Source organism: Rhodococcus sp. NBC_00294 (genome assembly GCF_036163995.1).
Classification (GTDB): Bacteria; Actinomycetota; Actinomycetes; order Mycobacteriales; family Mycobacteriaceae; genus Rhodococcoides.
On record NZ_CP108043.1, the window covers coordinates 259,528 to 278,449 of the forward strand.

Annotated in this window: 4 protein-coding genes; 2 read left to right on the top strand and 2 right to left on the bottom strand. The window is 70.3% G+C overall.

Annotated features, from left to right (window positions below; translation table 11 throughout):
• Positions 1–18: 18 nt before the first annotated feature.
• The gene (locus OHB23_RS01255) at positions 19–16,143 is read right to left on the bottom strand and encodes a non-ribosomal peptide synthetase (protein WP_328810667.1); all 16,125 of its coding nucleotides are present in this window, start codon (positions 16,141–16,143) and stop codon (positions 19–21) included.
• Positions 16,144–16,174: 31 nt separating this feature from the next.
• On the bottom strand, positions 16,175–16,987 hold the full coding sequence (locus OHB23_RS01260) for an alpha/beta fold hydrolase (RefSeq protein ID WP_027506922.1): 813 nt from the start codon (positions 16,985–16,987) through the stop codon (positions 16,175–16,177).
• 163 nt (positions 16,988–17,150) lie between these two features.
• On the opposite strand from OHB23_RS01260, the gene OHB23_RS01265 reads away from it, so the two are divergent.
• A complete protein-coding gene (locus OHB23_RS01265) occupies positions 17,151–17,318 on the top strand; it encodes a hypothetical protein (RefSeq protein ID WP_200933864.1) in 168 nt (55 codons plus the stop codon).
• A gap of 119 nt (positions 17,319–17,437) precedes the next feature.
• Positions 17,438–18,913 carry an alpha,alpha-trehalose-phosphate synthase (UDP-forming) gene (locus OHB23_RS01270; RefSeq protein ID WP_328810668.1) on the top strand — a complete coding sequence of 492 codons (1,476 nt, stop codon included), beginning with the start codon at positions 17,438–17,440 and terminating at the stop codon, positions 18,911–18,913.
• Positions 18,914–18,922 lie beyond the last annotated feature (9 nt).

Here is an 18,922-nt window from a genome sequence, read left to right on the forward strand (position 1 = left end):
CTAGCCTTTGCTGGTCCACTAGCCCTCGACGACCGATCGCAGGTGCAGAGTGAGCCGTTCCACGAACCGACCGATCGCCCCGCGATCGGCACCCGCAGCGAACTGCAGCTGCGCGAAAAGTGCAGCGTCGTGGTCCGATTCGCTCTCGTGGACACTCAGCGTCAGGTCGGCCCACGGTCGACCGACGGGTATCGGCAGGAGTGCCGCGCCGGCGTCGCCGAGATCTGCGACGTGGTGGTGCACCACCAGGAACTGCGGACGGTGCATCTCCGGCACGCCGGCGCCCTCGACGATGTCGACATAGGAAGGACCGGAACGGCTCAGCGCCGCGACGGTCTCCGCCTGCACCCGACGAGCCACCGTCGCCAGATCGGATCCTGTTCGCGTGCGGATCGGCACGACGTCGGCGAACGCACCCACCATGGCGTGCGTGCTCTCGTCGTCGCGGCCGGCGACCATCGTGGCGATCGCCAGGTCCTCACCCGCACCGAGGTCGGTGAGAGCGAGCGCGAAGGCAGCATGCAGAACCGACACGAGACCCGCACCCTCGATGCTGCGCAGTGCTCGCACCACGTCGACATCGATGTCGATCGCGACGGCGTCGGACCCCGACTCCCCCAGCGCGATCGGAAGACTCACCCGACTCGGCACACCGTCCAGGGTCTCGCGCCATGACGCGATCGCCGAGTCGTCGGCGTCCCGTCGGGCGACGGCCCAGCGCGCGACGTCGCTGTACCGCAGCGGTAGCGGCGTGAACTCCGGCGCCTCGGCACCGGAGCGCGCCTGCGCAGCGTGCATCAGATCGGTGAGCAACGGGACGACCGACCACTCGTCGACGGCCCAGTAGTGCATGACCAGGAGAACTATTCCTTCCCTGGAATCGTTCTGTAAGAGCATGATTCGCAGACCCGGTCGCTGCGTGAGATCCAGGGGTTCCTGTGCGATCTCGTAGGCGCGGCGGCGAATGTCGTCTGCCCCGACGTCGACGGTCTCGAGCGCCACCGGGTCGCCGAGGGCGGACCCCTCACCCGGCATCAGAACCGAGTGCAGCGGTTCGTGCCGCTCTGCGACATCGCGGACCGCGGCGGCGAGCACCGCCGCGTCCACGTCGGGCAGCTCGAGAACCAGTGCGTGGTCGGCCTGCACCACGTGCCCGTTCTGCAGCCTGGTCTCCTGCATCGGACTCAGCGGCACGACATCCGGCCTGTCGGCGTGCGCGGTCAGGTGCGGTCCCTCGTGTCCACCGCGATCGGCGAGTCGCTCCGCCAAGGCGCGGACGGTCGACGCCTCGAACACGTCGCGCACCGAGATGTCGACGTCGAGTTCGGCGCGGACGGCCGACACCCACTGCATCGCGGCCATCGAATGACCGCCGAGAGCGAAGAAGTCGTCGTCCGTCCCCAGCTCGTCCAGGCCCAGAACTGCTGCGGCACTGCGTACCAGCACACGCTCGACGTCCGTGGTGGGAGCGCGGCCCCCGACCACCGACGACCACTCCGGCTGCGGCAACGCCGCTCGGTCCAACTTGCCGTTGGGTGTCAACGGCAACGTCCCGTCGACCACCACGACGAGAGTGGGCACCATGTAGTCCGGCAGCACCGTCGCCGCGTGCGTCCGCACCGCGTCGCCCGTGAGATCGTCACGCCCGGTGACGTATCCGACGAGGCGACTCACCCCGGACGACTCGTGCACGACGACGGCGGTCTGATCGACACCGTCGAACGACGCCATCGCGGCCATGATCTCGCCCGGCTCGATCCGGAACCCCCGCACCTTGATCTGATCGTCGACGCGCCCCAGGAAGTCGAGATTGCCGTCGGCACGCCAGCGTGCCCGGTCGCCGGTGCGGTACATCCTGCCGCTGGGAGCGGCGACATCGGGCACGAATCGGTGGGCACTGAGCCCCGGCTGCCCGAGGTACCCGCGCGCCAACCCGCGGCCGGCGATGTACAGCTCCCCCGACACCCCGACCGGGACGGGCCGCAGCCGATCGTCGAGCACGTACGCCCGCTCGTTGGGATCGGGTACGCCGATGGGCACGGAGGACGTCCAGCCCGGACGGGCCTGCCACAGAGTGTTGTTGACCGTCGCCTCGGTCAGTCCGTACGCCGCGAGCAGGTTCAGATGCTCGGACCAGGCGGAGATCACCGCGGGCGGCACCGTCTCGGTACCGACGAGCACGGTGCACCCCTCGGGCAGTGCGCATCCCGGCGGGAGCGCCGCCATGAGCGACGGCGGGATGATCGCGTGGGTCACCCCGTGCTCGGCGCAGAAGTCGGTGAGCTCGGGACCCGCCACACGCGCATCGTCGGGCACGATCACCAGTCGCGATCCCGTGCACAGGGCCATGGCGAGTTCGAAGACCGCGACGTCGAAGCCGACGGACGCGAACTGCAGGACCACCGATCCGGTGGTGAGTCGCATGCGGTCCTCCGCCGTGGCCACGAGTGACGAGATGCCCTCGTGCGGCACCACGACACCCTTGGGGCGGCCGGTCGAACCGGACGTGTAGATGACGTACGCCGCGAGTTCGAGCGAAGCCGGTCGCGCGAGCTCGGCACCGGTCGACGGCGGGATGTCCTCCACGAGGACGTGTTCGGCCGCCGACGGCACCTGCGCGGTGGCCGCGGCCGACGTCAGGGCGAGGGTCGCACCCGCATCGGTGACCATGTACTCGAGCCGGTCCGCAGGATGCTTCAGGTCGAGCGGGAGATACGCCGCGCCCACCGCGAGGACCCCCATGGTCGCCGCGATGGTCCACACCGACCGCGGCACCGCGACCGCGACCACGGCCTCGGGGCCGACACCGCGCCGCTGCAACTCCGCGGCGATGTCGAGGACGTGCTCGTGCAGATCCGCGTATGTCCACGTCGTGGTCTCGTCGACCACAGCGATCGCGTCCGGAGTGGTCTCGACCCACCGCAGGTACGACTCGAACAGCGACTCCTCGGGCACCGCACGGGCGGTGTCGTTGAAGCGCCGGAGGACGTCGTCGCGCTCGGTGGGCAGGAAGATGTCGACGTCGTCGACCACCGCCGTGGCGTCGGTCGCCAGTGCGTCGAGCACCGCGAGCTGACGTGCCGTGACGGCCTCGGCGGTCGACGCGTCGAACAGATCCTCGGCGTACTCGAGCTCGAGCACCAGGCGGTCGGAGGTGAGATCCTCGGTGTAGTTGAACACCAGGTCGAACTTCGCCGGCGTCATCAGCGCCGCGTCACCGTCGCCGAGCGGACCGGTGTGATGGCTGATCATGACCTGGAACAGCGGGTTCCGCGACATGCTGCGCTCGGGAGCGACCCGCGCCACCACTGCGTCGAACGGCACATCCGCGTGCGCGAAGGCCTCGAGGTCGACGCTGCGCGCCTCCTCCACCGCCCGCTGCAGCGTGGAGCGGCCGTCGACCGCGGTGCGCAGAACCAGCGTGTTGACGAAGAACCCGATGAGCTGGTCGAGCCCCTCCTCACCGCGCCCGGCCACCGGGGCGCCGAGCACGATGTCGTCGGACCCGGTGATCCGGTGCAGCAGCACCGCAGACGCCGCGTGCAGGGTCATGAAGACACTCGCGTCGAGACTCCGCGCGAGTGTCCGCAGGGCGCGCACGGTCTCGGGATCGACGGTGCGACGCACCACCGATCCGCGATGACTCGGCCGCGGCGGACGCGGTCGGTCGGTCGCGAGTTCGATCTCGTCGGGAGCGCCGGCCAGGGCGGACTGCCAGTAGGCGAGCTGACGCCCCGCGAGCGACTCCGGATCTGCGGCGTCGCCGAGCAGGTCGGCCTGCCACAGCGTGTAGTCCGCGTACTGCACGGGCAGCGGAGGGCGGGCATCCGTGTCACCGGACAGTCGCGCGGCGTAGGCCGCCATCAGGTCGGCCAGCAGCGGCCGGTCCGACCACTCGTCGGTCGTGATGTGGTGTAGGACGAGCACGACGACGCACGAGGTGTCCTCGTTCCGGATCAGCGCCGCGCGGACAGGAATCTCCCGGCGCAGATCGAACGGCCGCGCCGTCATCTCGGCGACCACGGCGGCGGCATCGCCTTCGTGAACGAACAACTCCGGTGACGCTGTCGTCAGGACTTGCTGCGCCAGAACGCCGTCCGCATCGCCGAAGACGGTGCGGAGCGACTCGTGCCGTTCGACGACGTCGGCGAGGGCGAGCCGGAACGCATCCTCGTCCACCTGCTCGGGGAGCGGCAGAACGATCGGAAAGTTGTAGGCGGCCGAGTCCGGATCCAGCTGATGCAGCAGCCAGAGCCGTTGCTGCGCAGCTGACATGGGCACGACATCCGGCCGGTCGTACCGACGCAGAGCCGGCCGCGCGTCGTCGCCTCGCGATCCGACGAGTGCAGCAAGACCCGCCACGGTCGGCGCGGCGAACAGATCGCGCACACTCAGCTCGGTGCCGAGCGCGGTCCGCGCACGGCCGACGACGCGAGTGGCCAGGAGTGAGTGGCCACCGAGATCGAAGAAGTCGTCGTGAATCCCGGTGCCGCGGCGGCCGAGCACGTCGTCGAACACGCTGCACAGCACGCGTTCGACCTCGGTCCGCGGCGGCACAGCGTCGACGGCACTCTCGTCCGGCGCCGGCAGTGCGGCGACGTCGAGCTTGCCGTTGACGGTCATCGGGAAGGACGAGACGAGCACGACGGTGGGCACCATGTAGTCCGGCAGGACCACGGCACAGGCCGCCCGTACCGATTCGGCATCCGCATCGGTGTCGACGTAGGCGATCAACCGGGCCAGCCCGCCCGGCCCGGTCGAGGTGACGACCGCGGCGCGGCGCACGCCGGCCACCGACGACACGACCGAGGCGACCTCACCGAGTTCCACCCGGTGACCGCGGATCTTGACCTGATCGTCGGTGCGGCCGAGGTAGTCGATCAGTCCCGTTCCGACGCGGCAACGCACGAGGTCACCCGTGCGGTACATGCGCTCCCCCGCCCCGAAGGGGTCGGCGACGAAGCGGTCCGCCGTGAGGCCGAACCGTCCCCCGTAGCCACGGGCGAGTCCGGCTCCGGCGATGTACAACTCGCCGGCCACGCCGTCCGGTACGGGCCGCAGCCAGCCGTCCAGCACGTGCGCCTCGGTGGCGCGGATCGGCAACCCGACCGTCGGCGTCTCGCTCTCGTCGGTACCCGCACCGAGAGTGTTGATCGTGTACTCGGTGGGGCCGTACAGGTTGTAGCCGAGCACGCCGTCGGTGGATCGCAGTGCGGACCACACGTCGTCGCCGACGGCTTCACCGCCCAGCAGGACGAGCGCCGGTCGATGCCCGTCGAGCAGACCTGTCTCGAGGAGGAGGGATGCGTACGTGGGGGTCACATTGATGACGTCGATGCGCTCCTCGTCGATGTAGCGGACCAGGGCATCGGCGTCACGGCGCAGCACCTCGTCGGCGACGTGCACCTCGTGACCCTCGACGAGCCACAGGAGTTCTTCCCAGGACATGTCGAACGCGAACGACACCGTGTGCGCGATCCGCAGTGTCCGACCGTGTGCCGCATCCACCACCGGGTCGAAGATGGCGGACCGGTGATTCAGCTGCATGTTGGTCAGTCCGCGGTACGGCGTGACGACACCCTTGGGCGTCCCGGTCGACCCGGACGTGTAGATCACGTAGGCCGGGTGATCGAGCCGATGCGGCGTTCCGGGCGCGAACGCCCCCAGTTCGGCTGCGGTGAGCGGTGACTCGTCGTCGAGCGGCTCGAGCACGACGATGCCGTCGCGTCCGCTCAGTCGGCGACCGACCGCCTCCGTGGTCACGGTGCACAGCGGACGAGCGTCGTCGAGCAGAGCATGGATGCGGGCATCGGGGTGATCGAGTTCGAGGGGCAGATAGGCCGCGCCGGTGCGCAACACGGCGAACAGCGCGACCACCATGTCGAGACTGCGAGGCAACGCGAGAGCTATCACTATCTCCGGTCCCGCACCGCGGCCCAGCAGGACGCGCGCCAGACCTTCCACCCGGCCGGCCAACCCGGCGTAGGTGAGGTGCTCGGACCCGGCGACGAGTGCGATCGCGTCGGGATTCCTCTGCGCTGTGCGGAGCAGCATCTCGGTCACGGTGAGATCGGGAAGCTCGTCGACCTGTCGGTCGAGGCGTGGCAGCGCCGGCAGAACAGAGCGCGACCCCTCGGTCGCGAATCCGGCCACCAGGCGGGTGAACTCGTCCGCGATCAGGTCGACGCGCTCGACGTCGATCGCCTCCGGCCGGTACTCGACCGTCACGGCGATCCGAGCGCCCGGCGTGACGACGACGGTGAGCGGATAGTTCGTGTGGTCGATGCTGTCGGTGCCCGCGACACCGTGCGCCGCGTTCAGGGACGCCGCCGAGTCCTCGGAGACGAAGTTCTGCACCACGCAGAGCGTGTCGAACAGAGTGCGGTGCGGCGACACCTCGATGATCTCGGCGAGACCGAGGTGATCGAACTCCATCGCCTCCACGCGGTCGCCCTGGACACGGCGGACCAGGGCGTCGACGCTCTCGCGGGGATCGAGCACGGTACGGACGGGCACCGTCGACAGGAACATCCCTGGTGCGGTGTCGAGTCCCTCGACCTCGGGCGGTCGGCCCGCGACCGTGATGCCGAAGACCACGTCGGTGCGGCCGGTGGCCGACGAGATCGCCAGTGCCAGAGCGGCCGTGACCACGGCGTTGAGCGTGACACCGCGCTGACGGGTGGCGGCGACGAGCGCGGCCGTCGTCTGCGCCTCGAGCTCGTCCCGTCGGCGCAACGGGATACCGACCGGCGGTGCGGCGCGGTGCGCCACCAGCGTCGGCTCGTCGAGACCGGCCATCGCCGTCGCCCACGCGGTGCGGGCCGCGACGCGGTCGCGCTCCGCGAGCCACGTCAGGTACCGCTCGAACGCGGTGTCCACCGGCGCGGGCAGCCCCGGATTCTCGTAGCGGGCGAGCAACTCTCCCACCACCACACCGTTGGACCAGCCGTCCCAGACGAGGAACTGTCGGTTGATCACCAGGCGATCGCGCCCACCGTCGAGATGCAGCACGAGCACCCGCCACAGCGGTGGTGTCGACAGGTCGAACGGGGTGTCGCGGTCCTCCTGCATCCACCGCTCGGCCTCGTCGTCGTCTCCGGCGTGTGCCTCGCGCACGGGCACCTCGCACGACGACGACACGACCTGCACCGGCACACCGGCGGCCGTCTGCGTGAACCCTGCGCGCAGCTGTGGGTGGCGGCGCTGCAGCCCGGCGAGGGCACTGCGCAGCCGATCGAGATCGAGGCGGTGATCGAAGTCCAGCGCGAACTGCGCCGTGTAGATGTCGCGCTCCCCCGCGGACAGACTCTCGAAGACCAGCCCCTCCTGCAGAGGAGTCAACGGCCACACGGTCTCGACGGATCCCTGTGCGGTCAGCGCCGTCAGCTCGTCGGGAGTGAGGTCGACAAGAGGAACGTCCGACGGCGTGAGGATCGGCGGTCCGTCGTGTGTGCGGGCGGCCTCCGCGAGATCTCCGAGCGCCGTACGGAACTCGTCGGTGAGCGAGGTGACCGCCTCGGACGACAGGTGCGCGGACGACCAGGCGAACTGGGTCGAGAGGGTCGGCTGCGCACCGTCCGTCACGTGCGCGTTGATCACCAGACGGTAGGGACCGCCCATGTCGGCATCGGGATCGGTACGCACGGCCTCCGGAGCCCTGTCGAACGGGGCCGACCCGGCGGCCGGCACGCGGCCCAGGTAGTTCAGCAGGATCTGCGACTGCTCACCGCGTGCGAGAAGGGCTGCGGTGCGGGCGTTCCCGTAGCGCAGGAGCCCGTAGCCGAGGCCACCGTCGGGCGCCGCACGCAGGGCCTCCTTCGTCTCCGCGAGCACCGTGACGGGATCGGTTCCCGGCCGCAGCCGGACCGGAGCGATGGACGTGAACCACCCCGTGGTGCGCGAGAGATCCGCCGCGTCCGACCGACCGTGGCGCTCGAGGTCGACGAGGACATCGTGGTCGACGGACCACCGGGTGAGGGCGAGCCGGAGCGCTGCGGCGACGACGTCGGTGACGTCGCCGCGCACGAGAGAGGGCACACTGCCGAGCACCTCGGCGGTGACCTCGGACGACACGTCGACGGTGCGGACGTCGCCCTGACCGACCACGGCGTGGTCGGTGTCTCTCGGTGTCTGCGGGGAGACCGGAGGTCGGCCGGTGATGAGCGCGCCGCCCGGCGCGGTGACGGCGATCCAGTGGTCCAGTTCCGCGAGGCGAGCGGGGCTGTGGGCACTCTCGTCGAGCAGGCGCCCGTACTCCCGCAGCGAGGTCCGCACGCGGTCCAACGTCGGGGTCTGGCCGCTGTCGTGCGCGATCCACGCCAGTGCGAGGTCCTCGACGAGGATGCCCCACGAGACCCCGTCGACGACGAGGTGATGCGCGACGAGCAGCAGCCGGCCGGGCTCGGAGCCACGGTCGAACCACACGACCTCGAGCACGGCGCCGGCCTCGGGAGCCAGACGGTCGGTGACGGCATCGGATTCGCGCGCGACGAGGTCGGCGAACGCAGACTCGTCGAGATCGACCGCGTGGACGCGGTGCACGGTGACCGAGGCGTCGGGGCGCACCGCGGTGGTCCAGACACCGCGGAGGTGACGGGTCAGGACGAGGCGCAGGCTGTCATGATGCTGGACCAGCGCATCGACGGTGCGCTGCGGCGTGGTCTCCTCGACCGGAGCCGGAACCACCAGCAGCAGTGACTGGTTGAAGCGATCGGTGCGACCGGACCACTCGGACAGTCGGTGCACCACGGGGAGCGGGCGCACCTCCCCGACACCGGACTCCGCGACCGTGGCGGCGTGCGGAGACTCGACCCGTGCGACCTCCGCGAGCGCACGCGGAGTGCGCTTCTCGAAGACGTCGCGAGCGCTGATCTCGAGACCGCTGCCCCGCGCCAGGTTCACGAGCCGGATTGCCAGGATGCTGTCGCCGCCGCGGGCGAAGAAGTCGTCGTCCTCACCGACCGCCGCTCCACCGAGAACGGTGTAGAAGTGGGTGCACAGCAGCGCGACCGGACCCGACCCCGTCTCCGTGGTGGCCGCAGTGTCCGAACGTAGGGCGGCCAGCAGCGCTGCCCGGTCGAGCTTGCCGCTGGGCCCGGTCGGCAGATCAGCCACCACGGCCAGCGTCGTCGGCACCATGTGCTCGGGCAGACGGTCGGCCAGGTACGACCGCAGTGCGGCCTCGTCCACCGACCCCACCACGAAGGCGGCGATCTGCGCGGTCCCGCGGTCGGTGCGCACCACCGTGGCGGCCCGGTCGACGGACGGATGCGAGCGCAGCGCCGCGTCGATCTCACCGAGCTCGATACGGAAGCCCCGCACTTTGACCTGGGTGTCGGCGCGACCGAGGTAGTCCAGCGCCCCGTCACGCCACCGCACGATGTCGCCGGTGCGGTAGAGCCTCTCCCCGTCCGGCCCGGCGACGAACCTGGTGGAGGTGAGACCGGGGCGGCGAAGATACCCGCGCGCCAGCTGCGGACCCGCCAGGTACAGCTCGCCCGGCACGTCCGGTCCCACCGGCGACAGCCACCCGTCGAGTACGCGGAACCCGACGGCGGGCAGCGCAGATCCGATGGGCACCGCGTCGCCGGGGTGGTTCTGCACGCCCTGTGCGGCGGTGACGTCGACGGCCGCCTCGGTCGGGCCGTAGAGGTTGTCCAGGCGCACGTGTGGAAGCAGCTCGCCGACGCGGCGCGCGGACTCTGCGGACAATGCCTCACCGCTGCAGACGATCACGCGCAGCGACGTGCACGTCGCGACGTCCGGATCGGTGAGGAACGCGTCGAGCATCGAGGGGACGAAGTGCACCCAGGTGATCTGCTGCGCGCGGATCACCTCGACGAGACGGGCGGTGTCGCGGTGCGCATCCGGGTCCGCGAGCACGAGCGTCGCTCCGGACACCAGCGGTCCGAAGAACTCGCTGACCGAGACGTCGAAACTGGAGGGCGTCTTCTGCAGCACTCGGGTGCCCACGGCGAGCGGAGTGTGATCGCGCATCCACTCGAGGCGGGGCACGATGGCGCTGTGCGGCACCACCACTCCCTTGGGACGGCCGGTCGATCCCGAGGTGTAGATGACGTACGCGGCGTCGGCTGGGGCGGGCCCGGGCGCTGCCGTCGGCGCGGCCTCGAACGGTGCGAGATCGCCGTCGATCACCGCGGCGGGCTGCGCGTCCTCGATCATGAAGGCCAGACGCTCGGCCGGGTACCCCGGATCGAGCGGCAGGTACGCCGCGCCCGACCGGACGACCGCGAGCAGTGCGACCACCAGATCGATCGAGCGCGGAAGTGCCACCGCCACCACCGATCCCGGACCGGCACCACGCTCACGAAGGCCGGCAGCGACCCGCTCGGCGCGCAAGTGCAGCTCGGCGTAGGTGAGGGACTCCTCGCCGTGGACGAGGGCGACGCCGTTCGGGGTGGCCCGGCGCTGCACCTCGAGGAGATCCACCAGGGTGGTCGAACTGTCGGACGAGGGCGCGTCGACGACCGCCGGACGATCCGTCGCCGTCACCGCGGACACCAGGGTGTCGGCCGGTGCGATCGCGACGGCGACGACGGTGTCCAGCATCGACTGCACCGTCGCTGCCGAGACCAGCGCCGCGTCGTACTTCAGCTCCAGAGTCAACCGATCGCCGGGGATCACCATGAGCGTCAACGGGTACGGCGAGTTCTCCTCCACCCGAATGCCCGTCAACGCGATGGTGCCGGACGGATCGGCGATGGCGGTGTCGCCCAACGGGTAGTTCTCCACCACGACCAGCGAGTCGAACAACGAGTCCACGCCCGCGACACGACGCAGTGTCGGCACGCCGACATGGTGGTGATCGAGCAGATCGGCCTGCTCCTGCTGCCAGCGCTGTACCGCGGAGGCGATGGTGTCGTCCGCTCGCAGTCTCCATCGTGCCGGGATGGTGTCGATGAAGAGCCCCACCATGGATTCGATACCCGCGACCGGTGCCGACCGTCCGGACACCGTCGACCCGAACACGACGTCGCGTCGACCGGTGGCGCGTGCGAGCGCGAGACCCCAGGCTCCGTGCAGCAGGGAACCCTGCGTCACCGCGGCATCGCGCGCACGTCCCGACACCACGGCGGTGACGTCGGAGGAGAGGTCGACCCGCACGGATGCGGTACCGCTGCCGGCGGCGCCGAACGCCGGGACGGGTACCGACTCGCGGACACCCGCGAGTGCGGCGCGCCAGACCCGCGTCGACGCGTCGATGTCGCGCTCGGCGAGGTGGCGGACCCACGCCGCGGGCGCGGTGACCGCCGGAAGAGCCGGAGTGTCCCCGTAGTGAGCGAGCATCTCGCGCAGCATGATCGGGATCGACCATCCGTCCGCGACGATGTGGTGGATCGACTGCACGAGGGACGAGCGGGTCTCGTCGTGGCGGACGAGGGTGTAGCGCACCAGCGGAGCGGTGCCCAGATCCATGCCGGCACCGGCGTGCTCGGCCAGCACCTCGTCGACGGTGCTGTCGGACACGGTGAACGGGACATCGACGGTGCGGTGCACCACCTGGACCACGCGCCCGTCGGCGAGGGGTCGGAAGCTGGTGCGCAGCGATGCGTGTCGAGCCACCACGTGCTCGAGCGCGGTGCGGAGCACGGCACTGTCGACCGGGCCACTGATCTCGACCACCTGGCCCACGACGTACGGGTCCGCGTCCCCGAAGGTGCTGTGGAAGTAGATGCCGTCCTGCACCGCGGTGAGGGGCAGGACGTCCTCGACGTCGTCCGGGAGCGCCGCGACGTCGTCCGCGCCGAGAGCGGCGAGCGGGAAGTCGGCGGGGGTGCGGCGGGCGCTCGACGCAGATGCGGCGACGCGGTCGAGTGCGGCGGTCCACGCATCCACGATGCTGTCGTCCACCACACCGGGCACCCAGCGCAGGGTCGAGACGAGCTGTCCCCCGGTCTCGATCACGTCGATCGTCAGCGCGTGCGCCGCAGGCTGATCAGGGTCGGAGCCGCCGGTGACAGACACCCCCACGTCGGTACTGCGGCCGAGGTAGTTGAACAGGACGCTCGGCGCTGCGGCCTCCGCCAGGGCGGGCTCGCGGCGCAGGTACCGCAGTGCGCCGTATCCGACGCCCGACGCGGGTGCCGAGCGCAGCGAGTCCCGGATCTGCAGCAGGACATCGGCGTCCGGGTCCGGACCGGTCGGCAGTGCAACGGGACGGACGGTCGTGAACCACCCGACGGTGCGCGTCAGATCGACCCCAGCAGCCTCGACCCCCGCAGCCTCGACGACCTCGACGTCCCGGCCGTGTCCCTCCACGTCCACGACGACCGACGGCGCCGAGTACCCGTCCCACGACGCGAGGGTGCGGGCGAGCGCTGCGAGGAGCACCTCGGTGGGCCCGGTGCGGTAGGCGGTGGCGACGTCGGTCAGCAGAGCCGCCGTGACGTCGGCGGGGGTGGTGACCGTGTGCGTCGCCGACAGTCGATCGGCCGCGGCGAGTGTGCGAGCACCGACAGTGTCGCTCGAGGTCGTCAGAACCTCACGCCACCAGGGTAGTTCGTGGTCGAAGTGGCCGGCGTCCGCAGCATCGGCGATCAGGCTCGCCCAGCGGCGGATCGACGTGGTGACCGGTGGCAGCGTGGGCGTGCGGCCCTCGCTCAGCGCACCCAGTGCCGTCAGTAGATCCCCGAGCAGGATGCGCCACGACACCCCGTCGACGACGAGGTGGTGCACCGACAGAATCAGCGTGTCGGCCTCGAGAGACACGGCCACCATGCCGCCCGGCCGCGTCGGATCGAGGCGGGCCACGGTGTCCGCGACGGAGCCCGTGCCGAACTCGGGGGACACGGTGTCGACCGGCACGGTCAGACCCTCGCTCCACACGGCACGCAGCGCCGGGTGGTGGGCGACGACGAGCTCGACGGCCGCACGCACGAGTGCAGGGTCGGTGCCCGGAGGCAGTGCCACGGAGGCGGTCTGGTGGAACGCGGCGCCGATGCCGCCGTGCTCGAGTGTCCGCGCGACGATGGGCGGGGCCACCACCTCGCCGACAGGATCGTCGTCGACGGTCACCAGCTCCGCCGGAGCCGCGCCGGCGATCGCCTCGGCGGTACGCAGGGTGAAGACGTCGCGCGGGCCGATCGCCAGCCCTCGTTCGCGGGCCTGCGCGACCACCGTGATCGCCACGATGCTGTCGCCGCCCAGGGCGAAGAAATCGTCCGTGACGCCCACACTCTCCACACCGAGCGCCGACGCCATCACCTCGCACAGCACGCGCTCCCGCTCGGTCCGCGGGGCCACGGCGTCGCCGCGCACCTGCTCCGGATCGGGCAGAGCCCGCCGATCGACCTTGCCGTTCGCGGTGGTGGGGAAGGCATCGAGCACCACGTAGGTGGACGGCACCATGTACTCGGGGAGGACGCGTGCACAGTGCGAGCGCAGCACCTCGGGTGTCAGCGCGGCGCCGTCCGGCACGACCCAGGCGGCGAGAAACGCCGCGCCCGCACCGGTTCGGCGCACGTCGACGGCGGCGCGTCGCACTCCGGGGCACGAGCCGAGCGCGGCTTCCACCTCCTCGAGCTCGAGGCGCATGCCGCGCATCTTGACCTGGTTGTCCACCCGGCCGAGGAAGTCGAGGGTGCCGTCCTCCGCCCAACGTGCGCGGTCGCCGGTGCGGTACAGCCGGGCGCCGGCGGGGCCGAACGGATCGGCCACGAAACGCGACGCGGTCATGTCCGGTGCGCCCACGTAGCCACGACCGAGGAGGAACCCGCCCGCGTAGAGCTCTCCCCCGACGCCGACCGGCACCGGGCGCAGCAACGAATCGAGCACGTAGAGGCGCGTGTTCGGGTTGGGGCGGCCGATCGACGTGGCGATGCGAGGAGCGTCGCCCGTGTAGATCACATGGGACACACCGATGGTGGCCTCCGCGGGCCCGTACCCGTGATACAGCGTGGTGCCGAGTCGAGAGCGGAAGCGCGCGAACAACTCCGGAGTGAGCACCTCACCGCCGCACCACACGTGCCGCAGGCCGGACAACGATCCGTCCGTGTCGAGGGCCAGCAGAGCGTCGAGCATGGACGACACCAGGTAGACGAAGGTGACGTGGCGACGCGAGATGACATCCAGCAGGTACAGACCGTCCCGCTCGCCTCCCGGTTCGGCGATCACGAGGGTGCCACCCGACAGCAACGGGAGCAGGATCTCGTTCACCGAGATGTCGAAGGACAACGGCGCCTTGAACAACGACGCGTCGCCCGGTCCGAAACCGAGCACCCGATCGCGCTGCCACACCATGCGGGCACAGATGGCCTCGTGGCGGATCATGGCACCCTTGGGCGTCCCGGTACTGCCGGAGGTGAAGATGACGTAGGCGAGCTGCGAGCCGTGCACCACGACGTCCGGTGCGGACGTCGGCCTGTCCCCGAACTGCCAGTCGTCGAGATCGACCGTCCACCGGCCCTTCTCGTGGCCCGCACCGGTGAGAACGACGCGGGTGTCCGCATCCTGCTGCACCCGCTCGCGGCGATCCGCCGGCCAGTCCGGATCGAGCGGGACGAACGCACCGCCCGCCACCATCGCGGCCAGCACTCCCACGACCATCTCGATCGAGCGCGGCATCGACACGGCCACGACACCCTCACGGGGCAGGCCCGCGTCAAGAAGTGCACGAGCGAGCTGGTGCACCCGCTGCGAGAGCTCGGTGAACGTGAGCGTCCGCTCGCCCAGTACCACGGCCACCGCATCGGGGGTGGCGGCGACCTGCGCCGCGAACAGAGCGGGCACCGACGTCGACACGGACGGTTCCGCGGTGTCGTTGAAGGTGTGCAGCAGGCGATCGAGATCGGGCTTCGACATCGTCGACAGGGAGGACAGCGTCCGATCAGGCTGCGCGAGAACCTGATCGAGCACCCACTCGAAGCGGTCCCGGTGGCCGATCAGCGCGTCGTGGGCGCCGGGGCGCGAGCGCAGGTCGAACACCAGCGGCTCGTCGTCCCGGCCGCCGGTGACGGTGACGTCGAGATCGCGCACCGGTCCGGTCTGGAGGCTGTGCATGTGCGCAGGAGAGCCGCCGATGTCGATGCCGTGCTCCACCATGAGGACGTTGATGCCCGGCCCGTGCACCATGCGGTCGCCGGAGTCCCGCAGCTCCCGAGCGATGTCCTCCCCGCGGAAGCGCCCGTGCCGGACCGCGCCGATCGATGCCCGCTGCAGTTCCCGCGCGACGTCGGCCACCGTCATCGACGGCGAGAGTCGCAGTCGCACGGGAAGGATGGTCGACGCCATGAACGGCGTCGTCCGCGCACGACGGCCCACGCGGGCGGTCGACGGCAGTGAGACGACGAGATCGTGACGGCCGGTGACCGCGGACAGGTACGCGATCCACACCGCCGGCGCGAGGCGGGTGCGTCGGACGTCCTCCGTCTCGGCGACGTCGTACAGCGGGGCGAGTCGGTCGATCGGCACCGAGACCCGCTCGGTGACCGCGGACCCCGTGTCGGGCACGTCGGGCAGCAGCACCGGCGGCTCGGGGGCGTCGGCCATCTGGTCGAGCCAGTAGTCGCGGTCGCGACGGAAACCCTCGGACGCGCGGTACTCCGCATCGGCCACCACCAGCGGCTCGAGAGCCCACGCACCTCCGTTCGAACGACCGGCCTCCGGCCTGCCCGCGGTCGCGACTCCCCGCTCGGGATCCGCATAGCGCGCGCGGACCTCGTTGAAGATGATCGACATGCCGAAGCCGTCGACGATGCCGTGGTGATACCTCTGGTGCCAGAGCACGTGCTCGTCCCCGAGGCGGAGGAGCGCCGTCGCGAAGAGATCGCGGGCGCCGCTGGTGTCCGCCGACGCGATGTCGGCCGCGATCCAGGCCTTCGCCTCGGCCATCGGGTCGGCAGCCGCGCGTAGGTCGACGACCCCGACCGACCACTCGTCGTCACTGCGGTACTGCACGGGCTCGGGACCGGAGAAGTCGAATCGCACGTGCAGCGCGTCCGCGTCGGCGATGACCGACCGGATGACGTCACACGCACGGTCGAGGTCGAGCGGGCCGGTGATCTCGACGAGCAGCGAGATGACGAAGTCGGTGCGGTCACCCAGCAGGTGCTGCGCGGTCCAGACCTCCGTCTGAGCAGCGGTCAACGGCAGCACAGCGGTGGTGACGACAGATCCCCGAGACATGAACGTAGGCTAACCTAACGCTCGACCGGCGTTACTCGCGGAGGAACGTGAGAATCGCCTGATTGACCTCGTCGGGCTTCTCCAGGTATCCGTAGTGCCCCGCGTCGGCGATCTCCACGTAGCGACCGCCCGGAACCAGGTCGGCCACCTCGCGCGAGAGGTAGGCGGGAATCATCCGGTCGTCGGCGAAGCCCATCGCCAGGCACGGCACCGTGATGTCGCGGTAGGCGGACCGGCGGTCGAACGACTCGTCCAGAGAGAGCTGGGCACGCTGGCCCGGGGTCAGCGGCTGCACGGAGAACTCGAACAGGTCGAGCCAGTCCCGTGCCTTCGCGGGGTCGGCGAGCGACGCGGGAGAGAGGTTCAGGGCCGCCGTCACTGCGGCCGCGTACTTCGGCGGCAGCGTCGCCGAGCTGTCCGCCAGCTCGCGCTCGCCGGCGCCGAGCACCTTCTGGAACTCGTCGAGCCGGGCGTGACCGGCCGCGAAGATCGCTCGCGACACCAGGTCGGGCCTGGTCAAGGCCAGTTCCTGCGCCACGCGCGCACCCATCGACGTGCCCACGACGGCTGCCTTCTCGTCGGGGCCGGATCGCAGGTACTCGATGAGCGCCGCGGTGTCGGCGACCAGATCGTCCATCGTCATGCCGCCCGCGCACTCGTCGGTCGGGGCGATGCCGCGGTTGTCGAACGTGCACACCCGGAATCCCGCGGCCGTGAGCGCCGGCACCTGATGCAGCTGCCACACCCGGCCGGGGCTGCCCGTCCCCATGACCATCACGACGAGCGGACCCTTGCCCGTCACGGTGTAGTTGAGGCGGATGCCGTTGATGGTGCCGATGGGCATGGCGGATGTCCTTCTTCCGATACGACAGCTGTTCGGGCAGACGCTACCGGTCACGGTGCGCGTCCGGTTTTGCCGGGAACGAGCGCGAACTCGTAGAGTTCAGGTACGCGAGTGCGCCCCACCGGGCTGCACCACCACATCGTTCGACCCCAGGGAGACCCGCATGGCCACCGAGCCCGCCGAGACCGACATCGCCGACGAAGAGATCGAGACCCTGTCCGACGAGACCGCCCGCATGGCGCGTCGCGTCGTCGCCGCCTACGCGACGGACGCCGACGAGTGCCGCATGCTGCTGTCCATGCTGGGGATCAACCCGCCCGTCCGCGCCTGAGCGCCGCTCGCTCCCGCACTCCGATTGGCGTTCGGCGAGTGGGGTAAGCACGTGCTGACACCGTCGCGGCAGGCTGCCGGCCTCACCGCGCGCCCCGACGTCGAGACAGAGGATCAGCAGTGACCGCATCAGGTTCGGACTTCGTCGTCGTCGCCAACAGGTTGCCTGTCGACCTCGACACGGCGCCCGACGGTTCCCGAGTCTGGAAGCGCAGCCCCGGTGGTCTCGTCACCGCGCTCGAGCCGATCCTGCGGAGCAACAACGGCGCCTGGGTCGGATGGGCCGGTGTCCCCGACGTCGACGTCGACCCGTTCGAGGACGACGGCCTCGAGCTGGTCCCGGTCCCGCTCTCGCAGCAGGAGGTCGCCGACTACTACGAGGGCTTCTCCAATGCCACCCTGTGGCCGCTCTACCACGACGTCATCGTCCGGCCCGTCTACGACCGGAGCTGGTGGGACGCCTACGTCGAGGTGAACCGACGCTTCGCCGAGGCCACGTCCAAGGCGGCCGCCGAGAACGCCACCGTGTGGATCCAGGACTACCAACTCCAGCTGGTTCCGAAGATGCTGCGCATGCTGCGCCCCGATCTGACGATCGGCTTCTTCCTGCACATCCCGTTCCCGCCCGTCGAGCTGTTCATGCAGATGCCGTGGCGCACCGAGATCGTCGAGGGCCTGCTGGGCGCCGATCTCATCGGCTTCCATCTGCCCGGTGGCGCGCAGAACTTCCTCTACCTCGCACGGCGTCTCGCCGGCCAGCCGACCTCGCGCGGCAACATCGGAGTCCGCTCCAAACTCGGTGTGGTGCAGGTGGGTTTCCGGTCCGTGCGCGTGGGCGCCTTCCCCATCTCCATCGACTCGGGCGATCTCGACGAGAAGTCGCGGCGCAAGCCGGTGCGCGATCGTGCACGAGAGATGCGCGAGGAGCTGGGCAATCCGAAGACGATCATGTTGGGCGTCGACCGACTCGACTACACCAAGGGCATCGACGTCCGCCTCGAGGCGTTCCTGGAACTGCTGACCGAGGGCCGGGTGGATCCCGAGGACGTCGTGATGATCCAGCTGGCCACACCGAGCCGCGAACGCGTCGAGAGCTACAAGCAGATGCGCGGTGAGATCGAGGGCATGGTCGGGCGCATCAACGGCGAGTTCAGCCGCGTCGGGCATCCGGTGGTGCACTATCTGCACCGCCCCATTCCGCGCGAGGAGCTCATCGCCTACTACGTGGCCGCCGACGTCATGCTGGTGACGCCCATCCGCGACGGCATGAACCTCGTCGCCAAGGAGTACGTGGCGTGCCGCAGCGACCTGGGCGGTTCCCTCGTGCTCAGCGAGTTCACCGGCGCCGCAGCCGAACTGCGCCAGGCGTACCAGTGCAACCCGCACGATCTGAACAGCGTCAAGGACGCGATGATGGCCGCGATCGGGCAGACGCCGGAATCGGGCCGACGCCACATCCGGGCGATGCGGCGGCAGGTCCTCGCGCACGACGTCGATCGCTGGGCGCGGTCGTTCCTCGCCGCGCTGGGACGCACCGGCGACGAGGAGCCCAATCAGATGATCTCCAACCGGGACATCGGTCAGGCGACGATGTGATGCGCGAAA

Bases quoted from the DNA above. Each gene is read 5' to 3' on its own strand.
- OHB23_RS01255 (WP_328810667.1), bottom strand. From the start codon at position 16,143: ATGTCTCGGGGATCTGTCGTCACCACCGCTGTGCTGCCGTTGACCGCT.
- OHB23_RS01260 (WP_027506922.1), bottom strand. From the start codon at position 16,987: ATGCCCATCGGCACCATCAACGGCATCCGCCTCAACTACACCGTGACG.
- OHB23_RS01265 (WP_200933864.1), top strand. From the start codon at position 17,151: ATGGCCACCGAGCCCGCCGAGACCGACATCGCCGACGAAGAGATCGAG.